The sequence below is a fragment of the Chroococcidiopsis sp. CCALA 051 genome, from assembly GCF_003015105.1.
In the GTDB taxonomy this organism is placed as follows: domain Bacteria; phylum Cyanobacteriota; class Cyanobacteriia; order Cyanobacteriales; family Chroococcidiopsidaceae; genus Chroococcidiopsis; species Chroococcidiopsis thermalis.
The window spans coordinates 64403-75522 of the sequence record NZ_PYCI01000013.1 but is presented as its reverse complement, the minus strand read 5'-3'; the positions used below and the strand labels follow the sequence as shown (position 1 = coordinate 75522).

The window sequence follows — 11120 nt, the reverse complement described above, 5'->3', positions numbered from 1 at the left end:
CCCCACAACCCACACCCCACACTCTTGTATTACCGACTCAAGTAGCGACTTGCCATTTGCATTGCATCAGCTACATCCACATCTCCATCGCGATCGGCATCTAGAAAAGCATTGAGGACGGGATTAGCGCCGCCTTGGGGGTTTTGAGTCTGAGTCCCAGATTGCAGCAAATTTAATACTAGCGGTACGAGTACGGGTAGCATCTGCTGGATCGAACCTAAATTCAGTCCTGTCATCTGGGCAATTTGTTGAATCAGTTGTTGCTGTTGGTTAGAAGAAAACAGAGTATTCACAGCTTGAGGGCTGGGTTGCGTGCCGCTATATTGATTGACGATCGCCTGTGCTTGTGCTTCGCCATTCACGGCGCGTTGCTGTTGTAAGGATGAGCGTACCTGACCACCCACTAATGATAATACTGATTGTAGGGTAGAAGGGTCTGCACCAGTATTGTTGCTGAGCTGTTGGATCGTGTTGACAATAGCACCAATTTGACCTGCGCTACCAGCTTGGTTAGAGTTACCGACTGCACTGACGATTTGATCGAAGAGTCCCATTTACTCTAATCCTCCATTTAACATCTCCATAATGTCTAATACCATGAATTGGTAATTGGTAATTGGTAATTGGTCATTGGTAATTGGTCATTGGTTATCTGTATTTTTACCACGACTCCCGACTCCCGACTCCCCGATCGCTGACAATTGATAACTGTCAACCAACAACTAACAACGTACAATAGTTCTTTGTCTGAATTGAATTGCAAAGGACTGGGAACTATGGCACGTTTGGCGCTGCTGAGTGTATCTGATAAAACAGGGCTGATCGATTTTGCCCGTAGTTTGGTAGAAGAATTTGGTTTTGAAATTGTGAGCAGCGGTGGAACGGCTCAAGCGATTCAAGCAGCAGGAATACCAGTAACTAAAGTTGCAGATTACACTGGTTCGCCAGAAATTCTCGGCGGGCGCGTCAAAACTCTTCACCCTCGGATTCATGGTGGCATTTTAGCACGGCGGGACGTACCGCAAGACGTGACAGATCTGGAGGCTAATGATATCCGCCCTTTCGATCTGGTGGCAGTCAATCTCTATCCTTTCGAGCAAATGATCGCCAAGCCTGACGTAACTTTAGCAGAAGCGGTAGAACAAATCGATATTGGTGGACCCGCAATGATCCGAGCAGCGGCTAAAAATTTTGCCCATTTAACCGTGTTGTGCGAACCAGCAATGTACGCAACATATTTGCAGGAATTACGCCAACAAGGGGAAGTCTCATTTGAATTCCGCGCTGCTTGCGCCCAAAAAGCTTTTTGGCATACATCGAATTACGATCGCGCGATCGCTGCTTATTTAGGGAGCCGGGAGTCGGTAGGGGCGCGCAGCAGTACGCCCGTACAGGGGAGTCGGGAAGAATTACCGCAACAGTTTGCAATTTCAGGCGAACGAGTACAGTCTCTACGCTATGGGGAAAACCCGCATCAGCCTGCGGCATGGTATCAAACGGGAACGAGTGCAACGGGTTGGGCGGCTGCGACAAAACTCCAAGGGAAGGAATTGAGTTATAACAATTTAGTCGATCTAGAAGCAGCAAGACGCATAATTACAGAATTTACTGATGTCCCCGCAGCGACAATTATTAAACATACAAATCCCTGCGGTACGGCGTTGGGAACTACAATTTCTGAAGCTTATGAAAAGGCTTTTAACGCCGATTCAGTTTCAGCTTTTGGGGGAATTGTTGCCTTAAATCGGGCAATTGATGTAGCGACAGCTACAGCGTTGACAAAAACATTTTTAGAATGCGTCGTTGCCCCAGAATGCGAACCAGAAGCACGGGAAATTCTGGCTAGTAAATCTAAAGTTAGGGTTTTGACATTACCAAATGTAGAAACGTTACATGAAACGTCTTTACATACAATAAAAGCGATCGCGGGTGGTTTCTTGGTACAAGCATCTGACGATCTTGTTGCCGACACTAAACAGTGGCAAATGGTGACAGAAAAACAACCAACTCCAGAACAGTTAGAAGAATTGCTATTTGCTTGGAAAGTGTGCAAGCATGTCAAATCAAATGCCATCGTCGTGACTCGCGATCGCGCTACTCTGGGTGTAGGGGCGGGACAAATGAATCGTGTCGGTTCGGTACAAATTGCTTTAGAACAAGCCGGAGAGAAAGCCCAAGGTGCAGTATTAGCTAGCGATGGGTTCTTTCCTTTTGATGATTCAGTCAAAACAGCCGCCGCTGCTGGCATAACTGCGATCGTTCAACCTGGTGGAAGTCTCAGGGATGCAGATTCAGTTAAGGCAGCAAATGAATTGGGAATTGTGATGGTGTTGACAGGTGTAAGGCACTTTTTGCATTAGGTCACTAATCATTCGGGAATACCCCGTATGGATTGCGTAAACACCGATCTTGCATCCTATGTCTGTATTTCTACAATGACGATAGAGGGAGGCATGAGCCAGAAATAGCTCTAATGGTTAGTAGATTTTAGCGGAGGGGAGAGTAACGGATGCAACCCACTAATCCCAATCAATTTACCGAAAAAGCCTGGGAAGCGATCGCCCATACCCCAGATATTGCTAAAGCCGTTCCGCAGCAGCAAATTGAAAGCGAACACTTAATGAAAGCGCTGCTGGAACAAGAAGGCTTGGCAAGTAGTATTTTTAATAAAGCTGGTGTTAATGTCACGAAGTTACGCGATCGCACCGAGCAATTTATTAAACGTCAGCCCAAACTTTCTGGTAGCGTTAGCTCTGTTTATCTAGGACGCAGCCTCGATACCCTATTAGATAGAGCTGATGCTTACCGTCAGGAATTTGCTGACGAATACATTTCGATCGAGCATTTGTTGTTAGCTTACGCTAAGGACGATCGCTTCGGTAGGAGTTTATTTCAAGAGTTTGGGTTAGACGAAAACAAACTAAAAAATACAATTAAACAAGTGCGTGGAAATCAGAAAGTGACCGACCAAAATCCAGAAGGCAAATACGAAGCACTCGAAAAGTACGGACGTGACTTGACTGACGCTGCCCGTCAAGGTAAGCTCGATCCCGTAATCGGACGGGACGATGAAATTCGTCGCACAGTCCAAATTTTGTCTCGCCGCACTAAAAACAACCCCGTACTGATTGGCGAACCTGGTGTCGGTAAAACTGCGATCGCCGAAGGCTTAGCACAGCGGATTGTCGCTGGTGACGTACCCCAGTCGCTTAAAGACCGCAAGTTAATCGCCTTAGATATGGGAGCATTAATTGCAGGGGCGAAGTTTCGGGGTGAGTTTGAAGAACGTCTAAAAGCGGTATTGAAAGAAGTCACCGAGTCTAAAGGTAATATCGTCCTATTTATCGACGAAATTCATACCGTTGTCGGTGCGGGTGCTACCCAAGGGGCGATGGATGCAGGGAACTTGCTCAAACCAATGCTAGCGCGGGGTGAACTGCGTTGTATTGGGGCGACAACTTTGGATGAGTACCGCAAATATATTGAAAAAGATGCGGCGTTGGAACGACGTTTCCAACAAGTTTATGTCGATCAACCCAGCGTAGAAGATACAATTTCGATTCTGCGCGGTTTGAAAGAACGGTATGAAGTCCACCACGGGGTAAGAATTTCCGATAGTGCTGTGGTTGCAGCAGCTACTCTGTCAAATCGGTACATTAGCGATCGCTTTTTACCCGACAAAGCAATCGACTTGGTAGACGAGGCGGCGGCGCGGCTGAAAATGGAAATCACCTCAAAGCCGGAAGAATTAGACGAGATCGATCGCAAGATATTGCAATTAGAAATGGAACGCTTATCTTTAGAAAAAGAGAGCGATCCGGCTTCGCGAGAAAGGTTAGGACGGTTAGAAAAAGAAGTTGCCGATCTCAAGGAAGAACAAGCGGCGCTTAACGCTCAATGGCAGTCTGAAAAGGATGTTATTAATAAAATTCAGTCTGTCAAAGAAGAGATCGATCGCGTCAACGTCGAAATTCAGCAAGCAGAAAGAGATTACGATCTCAATAAAGCGGCAGAATTAAAATATGGAAAACTGACCGATTTGCATCGACAATTGGAAGCCGCTGAAAGTCAGTTAACCCAAACGCAAACAACGGGTAAATCGCTGCTACGGGAGGAAGTTACTGAAGCCGATATCGCTGAAGTTATTTCTAAGTGGACGGGTATTCCAATCAGTAAGTTAGTCGAAACTGAGAAAGAGAAACTACTCAACTTAGAAGACGAATTGCACCATCGTGTCATCGGGCAAAATGAAGCAGTGACAGCTGTAGCTGATGCGATTCAGCGATCGCGTGCTGGTTTAGCCGATCCAAATCGTCCGATTGCTAGTTTTATTTTCCTCGGTCCCACGGGTGTAGGCAAGACCGAATTGGCGAAGGCTTTAGCCGCATATCTCTTCGACACCGAAGAGGCGTTGGTACGGATCGATATGTCGGAGTACATGGAGAAACACGCCGTATCGCGTTTAATTGGCGCGCCTCCTGGTTATGTAGGTTATGACGAAGGGGGACAACTGACTGAAGCGATTCGCCGTCGTCCGTATTCTGTCGTGTTATTCGACGAAATCGAAAAAGCACACCCAGATGTTTTCAACGTCATGCTGCAAATTTTAGATGACGGTAGGGTGACGGATGCTCAAGGTCATACGGTGGATTTCAAGAATACCATTGTGATTATGACCAGCAACATCGGTTCGCAATACATTTTAGATATTGCCGGGGATGATTCGCGCTATGAAGAAATGCGCGGTCGGGTGATGGAAGCGATGCGCAATAGTTTCCGTCCAGAATTCCTCAACCGAATTGACGAGATCATTATTTTCCACGCTCTACAACTACAAGAATTGCGGCAGATTGTCAAGTTGCAAATTCAGCGACTGGAACAAAGACTGGGCGATCGCAAGATGTCGTTGCGTCTTTCTGATGCTGCTTTAGATTTCTTGGCAGAAGTAGGTTACGATCCCGTATTTGGTGCGCGTCCTTTAAAACGAGCAATTCAGCGGGAATTGGAAACGCAAATTGCTAAGTCAATTCTGCGGAATGAATTCAACGACGGCGATACGATTTTTGTCGATGTGGAAAACGAACGTCTTGCTTTTAAGCGTTTGCCCGTGGAGATATTAACGACACAATCTAATTAATTAATAGGTGGGTAAATGCCCACCTATTTTTTTACACTTGTCCTATAAGATCGAGTTTTTTCTGTACATCACTGCTCCCTACTCCCTACTCATGCGATCGCCATCAGATGTGGCATAGTGAATTATCGCAAGAAAGCGAATCGGTAACTCGATCAATTTTTCAGGACCATGAGGAATATCACCGCGAAAAGTCAATGCGTCACCAGGTTCTAGTAAGTAAGTTGATTGTCCGTGACGGTATTCAAGCTTTCCTTCCAGCATATAAATGAACTCAACCCCAGGATGCTCGAAGGTGGGAAACACTTCGGAAGCGTCATCCATAGCGATCAGAAAAGGCTCAAATAGTTTTGTCGAACCGCGATCGTATGCCAGCAGGTGATAGGTATGTCCTCGCTTTGTACCGCGACGTACGACTTCCATACCTTCACCGTTTTTCACATGCTGGGCGCTGCCTGTGGGTACGTCGTAATTGCGAAAGAAGGCTGACAGGGAAATACCTAAAGCACGGGCAATTTTGGTCAATGTTTCCAAACTCGTAGCAGTTTGAGCGTTTTCAATCTTGGACAACATCCCCCGCGAAATTCCCGTCTGTTCCGAAATTTCGGCAATGGTGAGTCCGAGTTTTTGACGCATTTCTCGAATCGTACTGCCGATGTAGCGTTCGAGCGGATCGACGGCTGGTACTTGGGAACGCTCCAGTCCATTTGCCGTGGCATCTGTCATGCGCTTACCTCACAGTATGGGAGCAGTGTAGAGAAACAGCGCTGGCTACCATTTCACCTTACATCGTTTTGAATCATAGCAGGAAACTTTGTTGACACCCAGAAATCTTTGATGCATGATATTCAGCAAAGGTTCCTGTCAGGAAACTTACGATGCCTCTGAATCTGCTGAAATTTGCGCTGGCGAAGCAGCATCCAGAACCCGCAATGTTCCGCCATCGCGATCGCCTCAAACCAAATTACGATGCTGTCATCATTGGTGCAGGCGGACACGGACTGGCAGCCGCTTATTATCTGGCGCGAGATTATGGCATGACCGATATAGCCGTTCTCGAAAAAGGTTATCTTGGCGGCGGAAATACGGGACGCAACACGACGATTATTCGCTCCAACTATCTCACCCCAGAAGGCGTAAAATTTTACGATGAATCGGTGCGACTCTGGCAAGATTTAGCGCAGGATTTCGACCTGAATTTGTTTTATTCCACGCGAGGACATTTCACGCTCGCTCATACTGACTCTGCAATCCGAACGATGCGCTGGCGGGCGGAGGTTAACAAGCATTTCGGCATTGAGAGCGAATTAGTCGAGCCGGATGAAATTAAAAAAGCTTGCCCGCACATGGATTTGACGTGTGGTGGCAAGGCTCCAGTCATGGGCGCACTCTATCACGCACCCGGGAGCATTGCCCGTCACGATGCGGTAGCGTGGGGTTACGGTCGTGGTGCAGATCGGCGGGGAGTCGAAATTCACCAGCAAACAGAAGTCTTGGGAATTAACGTTGAGTCGGGCAAAGTGACAGGAGTACAAACAACTCGCGGCAACATTTCGACACCGCGAGTCTTGTGTGCGATTGCCGGATTTACACCACGCCTGTTGCAAATGGTAGGACTGCGATCGCCCATTTACGTCCATCCATTACAAGCAATGGTCAGCGAACCAATGAAACCCTGGCTCGATCCGATCGTTGTTTCGGGTAGCTTGCACGTCTACGTCAGTCAAACCGCACGGGGAGAGTTAGTCATGGGAGCCTCACTCGATCCTTATGAATTACATTCCACGCGATCGACCTTGGATTTTGTAGAGGGATTAGCAGCGCATATGCTGGAACTCTTTCCGTTTCTCTCTCACGTTAAAGTTGTGCGGCAATGGGCAGGGATGGCAGATATGACACCTGACTTTGCGCCAATTATGGGTAAAACCGCGATCGCGGGGTTTTATCTTGATGCTGGTTGGGGGACTTGGGGCTTTAAGGCAACTCCGGTGTGTGGCAAAACGATGGCTCATACCGTGGCGAGCGATCGCACTCACGAATTAATTACAAAATTCTCTCTCGATCGATTTAAAAATTATGCGCTGGTGGGTGAAAAGGGTGCAGCATCAGTGGGGCATTAACAATGAAAATGATGACCTGTCCGATTAACGGAACAAGACCGATTTCTGAGTTTATCTGTGGTGGGGAAGTTCGCTCCATGCCCGATCCGCAAACAGTTGACGATGCAACGTGGGCGGAGTACGTATTTAACCGCACTAGCGTACCTGGAATTCAACAGGAATGGTGGTGTCATACGCCAAGTAATACCTGGTTTATTGCAGAGCGCAATACGCTGACTGATGAGGTCTTGCGTACCTACTTATATCTATTTATCCGGTGAGGAGAATGTTGCATGAGCAATCGCCTACCACCCATCTCCGGTGAATGGATCGATCGCAACCAGCGAATTGATTTCACCTTTGAAGGAAATCGCTTTTGGGGTTATGCCGGAGACACGATTGCGAGTGCGTTATGGGCTGCCGGACAACGAGTGCTGGGACGTAGTTTCAAATACCACCGTCCGCGCGGAATTTTGAGTTTGGCGAGTCATGATGTTAATGCTTTGATGCAAAATGGTCAACAGCTCAACGTCCGAGCCGATGTCACGCCATTAGAGGCGGGAATGTCCCTGTATGCGGTGAATACGCATGGTGGGGTGATGGGCGATCGCCACAGCATTTTAGATTTATTCTCGCCGTTTCTCCCAGTCGGGTTTTACTACAAAGCTTTTCACAATAAACGACTGTTTCCCTTCTGGGAACGCATGATTCGCAATCTAAGCGGATTGGGGAAAGTCGATTTCTCTACACCGCATATTCGCACGGCAAAGCAGTATGATTTTTGCGACGTGCTAGTTGTTGGCGCAGGTGTGGCGGGATTGTCAGCAGCATTAGCCGCAGCCGATGTAGGGGCAGATGTGGTAATTGTGGATGAGAATGCTAGGGCAGGTGGTTCTGGCGAACGATCGCCGCAGACGCAAGAACTCGTGGAAGCGGTTAAAGATTGCGATCGCATCCGTCTTTACACCGAAACGGTTGCTGCTGCGTATTACGCAGATAACTGGATTCCCTTAGTGGATCGAGAACGTCTGACTAAATTGCGGGCAAAAGCGGTCATCATGGCAAATGGGGCATACGAACAGCCTGCCGTGTTTCGCAATAACGATTTACCAGGAGTGATGTTAGCTTCGGCAGCGCAACGGTTGATTTATCGCTATGCTGTCAAACCGATGCATCGAGCTGTAGTATTGACAGCAAACAGTCATGGTTATGAGGCTGCTTTAGATTTAGCAAAGCATGGCGTTGAGGTGAAGGCGATCGCGGATTTACGATCGACCTACACGACTAACTCAATTACTCAAGCCTTACAAGCGCTTGGTATTCCCATTTTTACCAGCCATTGTATTTACGAAGCCAAGACGAATCCGGCAAGCGACGGCGTTTCGGGTGCGGTCGTTTGTCCGCTCGACGCTAATGGCAAACCGCAGGCAGAATTCAAACAAGCGATCGCCTGCGATGGGATTATTATGAGTGTCGGCTGGGCAGGCGCGGCAAATTTGCTCTACCAAGCTGGAACGAAAATGCGCTTCGATGAAGGCTTGCAACAGTTCGTTCCCGAGTGCTTACCTACGGGCGTGTTTGCCTGCGGACGGGTGAATGGCGTGTACGCAAACGATCGCAAGTTACTCGATGGTCGTCGGGCGGGATTGGAGGCTGCTGCTTTTCTGGGATTGACAGAACCAGTCGAAATCGCCGTCGCTTCTGGTTCAGAATCCCCCTCACATCCGTGGGCGATCGTGGAGCATCCGGCGGGTAAGAATTTTGTCGATTTTGATGAAGACCTTCAGTTGAAAGATTTTCCGAATGCGATTCAGGAAGGATTTGACAATATTGAATTGCTGAAGCGATTTACCACTGTAGGCATGGGACCGAGCCAGGGTAAGCACTCTAACATGAATGCATTGCGAATTTTGGCACGCATTACGGGAAAATCTCCTGCTGAAGTGGGTACAACCACCGCTCGACCGTTCTTTCATCCAGTCCCCTTATCTCACTTAGCCGGACGGGGCTTTACGCCAGAGCGCTATACTCCTTTGCATAGTCGTCATGCTGCCTTGGGTGCTGAGTTCATGCTGGCAGGGGCATGGCGACGACCCGAATTCTACACCCAACCTGGAAAGAGCCGCGAAAATTGCATTCGGGCTGAAGTGAAAGCCGTGCGGACTCGCGTAGGGGCAATCGATGTTGGGACGTTAGGAAAATTAGAATTGCGCGGGGCGGATGCTGCCGAATTTTTAGAGCGAGTTTACACTGGACGCTACAGCAATTTGAAATTGGGGATGTCGCGCTATGCACTGATGCTAGACGAGACAGGCATAATTATTGACGATGGTGTAATCGCGCGACTCGGAGCCGAGCATTTTTATTTCACGACGACAACTTCCGGTGCAGCAGCAATTTACCGAGAACTATCGCGGCTGAATACGATGTGGGGGTTAGATTGCGGCTTAGTAAATTTAACTGGAGCGCGATCGGCAATTAATCTTGCTGGAGTTTGTGCTCGCGATGTCTTGGCACAACTGACGGATTGCGATCTTTCCAGTGCTGCTTTTCCCTATCTAGCAGTACGCGAAGCATCGGTTGCTGGAATTGAAGCAATTTTGATCCGAGTCGGTTTTGTGGGCGAGTGGGGTTACGAAATTCACGTTGCGGCTGAGTCAGCTGCGGCTGTTTGGGATGCTCTTTTCGCCGCAGGTAAGGCTTACGGGATTGCGCCCTTTGGCGTGGAAGCACAGCGGCTTTTACGGCTGGAAAAAGAACATTTGATTGTCGGTCAAGATACGGATGGTTTGACAACTCCGAGGGAGGCTAATTTAGGATGGGCGGTTAAATTAGATAAGCCATTTTTCATCGGTCAGCGCAGCCTGCAAGCTATTGCTAAACGACCGATCGCGCAGAAGTTAGTCGGTTTTAGGCTCGACCCTAATCAAGGAACTGCACCGCAAGAGTGTCATTTGGTCGTCGATCGCGGTGAAATTGCAGGTCGCGTTACCAGTATTGCTTTTAGTCCCACGCTTCAGCAGTATATCGGACTTGCTTACGTCAAACCAGAACTAGCAGCGATCGGCGATCGCATTTCGATTCGTTTATCTGATGGCGCACTCGTTACGGCAACAGTCAGCCCCACACCATTCTACGACCCTGAAAACCAACGCCAGCAAGAAACGGCACAACGCCAGGAGGCGATCGCATGAATACTCCTTTGCGTCTGAGTCCAATTCACGATTCACTCCAGTCGCTTAACGGTGCGTGGCGCGACATTAACGGTATGCCCTCCTTAGTAAAGCTACCAGGCGATCGCCAGTCTGCTTCTGTGTTGGGGATTGCCGATCTGTCATTTTTGACCCGCTTTGGCGTGAAAGGAGCAAATGCAACCCAATGGTTAGCTGAGTGGGGACTGCCAATTCCCGATCGCCCGAATACTTGGCATCCTCTACCCGAAGGTGGGATTATTGCTCGGTTGGGACTGACAGAATTTCTAATCGAAGATAGCCTCAACAGCGCGATCGCTCCCCAGTTAGCAACTGCCTGTAAGTCTCCACCCGCAAAAGTTTACCCGGTTTTACGGCAAGATCTCGCTTTAGGACTAGTGGGCGATCGCGTCCATGAGCTTTTACGCCAAACCTGTAGCTTTAATTTTCAGGCATTATCACTTGGCGATCGTCCGGTCGTTTTGACTAATGCAATTGGTGTCACAGTAACCGTTATCCCGCTTGACATCGAGAGAAAGTTATGCATTTGCATCTGGTGCGATCGCACGTTTGGCACGTATTTTTGGCAAACCCTGGTTCAAATTGCTACAGAGTTAGGAGGTGGCGCGATCGGCACAGAATCATTTTTGTGACAAAGCTACTCTATTCATGAAATTTGAACAGATCGAGTCAACC

Annotated in this window: 8 protein-coding genes; 6 read left to right on the top strand and 2 right to left on the bottom strand. The window is 48.3% G+C overall.

Translation table 11 applies throughout. The features are described from left to right. Positions 1 to 29: 29 nt before the first annotated feature. Positions 30 to 554 (bottom strand): DUF937 domain-containing protein, encoded by a 525-nt coding sequence (locus C7Y66_RS05125; protein ID WP_106167500.1) that lies wholly within the window; start codon positions 552 to 554, stop codon positions 30 to 32. A gap of 222 nt (positions 555 to 776) precedes the next feature. Here C7Y66_RS05125 and purH point away from each other — a divergent pair, with 222 nt between their 5' ends. Continuing rightward, positions 777 to 2360 (top strand): bifunctional phosphoribosylaminoimidazolecarboxamide formyltransferase/IMP cyclohydrolase, encoded by a 1584-nt coding sequence (purH, locus tag C7Y66_RS05120; RefSeq protein ID WP_106544731.1) that lies wholly within the window; start codon positions 777 to 779, stop codon positions 2358 to 2360. A gap of 149 nt (positions 2361 to 2509) precedes the next feature. Next, positions 2510 to 5137: an ATP-dependent chaperone ClpB gene (clpB, locus tag C7Y66_RS05115; RefSeq protein WP_106544730.1), complete on the top strand. Its 2628-nt coding sequence runs from the start codon at positions 2510 to 2512 to the stop codon at positions 5135 to 5137. Between the two features lie 78 nt (positions 5138 to 5215). Here clpB and C7Y66_RS05110 read toward each other — a convergent pair whose 3' ends face one another. Beyond that, positions 5216 to 5860 (bottom strand): XRE family transcriptional regulator, encoded by a 645-nt coding sequence (locus tag C7Y66_RS05110; RefSeq protein ID WP_015156594.1) that lies wholly within the window; start codon positions 5858 to 5860, stop codon positions 5216 to 5218. A gap of 152 nt (positions 5861 to 6012) precedes the next feature. Between C7Y66_RS05110 and C7Y66_RS05105 the strand changes: the two genes are divergently transcribed. Genes C7Y66_RS05105 through C7Y66_RS05090 form a run of 4 tightly spaced genes read left to right on the top strand, consistent with a single transcriptional unit; the run spans position 6013 to position 11077 of the window. Then, a complete protein-coding gene (locus C7Y66_RS05105; RefSeq protein WP_106544729.1) occupies positions 6013 to 7254 on the top strand; it encodes an FAD-dependent oxidoreductase in 1242 nt (413 codons plus the stop codon). Positions 7255 to 7256: 2 nt separating this feature from the next. Next, a complete protein-coding gene (locus C7Y66_RS05100) occupies positions 7257 to 7514 on the top strand; it encodes a sarcosine oxidase subunit delta (protein WP_106544728.1) in 258 nt (85 codons plus the stop codon). A 12-nt stretch (positions 7515 to 7526) separates the two neighbouring features. Beyond that, positions 7527 to 10427 carry a 2Fe-2S iron-sulfur cluster-binding protein gene (locus C7Y66_RS05095; RefSeq protein WP_106544727.1) on the top strand — a complete coding sequence of 967 codons (2901 nt, stop codon included), beginning with the start codon at positions 7527 to 7529 and terminating at the stop codon, positions 10425 to 10427. Then, complete coding sequence (locus C7Y66_RS05090; RefSeq protein ID WP_106544726.1) at positions 10424 to 11077, top strand: methylglutamate dehydrogenase; 654 nt, start codon at positions 10424 to 10426, stop codon at positions 11075 to 11077. Before C7Y66_RS05095 ends, C7Y66_RS05090 begins: the two co-directional genes overlap by 4 nt. The last annotated feature ends 43 nt before the right edge of the window (positions 11078 to 11120 follow it).

Excerpts from the sequence above, each read along its gene's own strand:
- C7Y66_RS05125 (WP_106167500.1), bottom strand. The coding sequence starts at position 554 with ATGGGACTCTTCGATCAAATCGTCAGTGCAGTCGGTAACTCTAACCAA.
- purH (WP_106544731.1), top strand. The coding sequence starts at position 777 with ATGGCACGTTTGGCGCTGCTGAGTGTATCTGATAAAACAGGGCTGATC.
- clpB (WP_106544730.1), top strand. The coding sequence starts at position 2,510 with ATGCAACCCACTAATCCCAATCAATTTACCGAAAAAGCCTGGGAAGCG.
- C7Y66_RS05110 (WP_015156594.1), bottom strand. The coding sequence starts at position 5,860 with ATGACAGATGCCACGGCAAATGGACTGGAGCGTTCCCAAGTACCAGCC.
- C7Y66_RS05105 (WP_106544729.1), top strand. The coding sequence starts at position 6,013 with ATGCCTCTGAATCTGCTGAAATTTGCGCTGGCGAAGCAGCATCCAGAA.
- C7Y66_RS05100 (WP_106544728.1), top strand. The coding sequence starts at position 7,257 with ATGAAAATGATGACCTGTCCGATTAACGGAACAAGACCGATTTCTGAG.
- C7Y66_RS05095 (WP_106544727.1), top strand. The coding sequence starts at position 7,527 with ATGAGCAATCGCCTACCACCCATCTCCGGTGAATGGATCGATCGCAAC.
- C7Y66_RS05090 (WP_106544726.1), top strand. The coding sequence starts at position 10,424 with ATGAATACTCCTTTGCGTCTGAGTCCAATTCACGATTCACTCCAGTCG.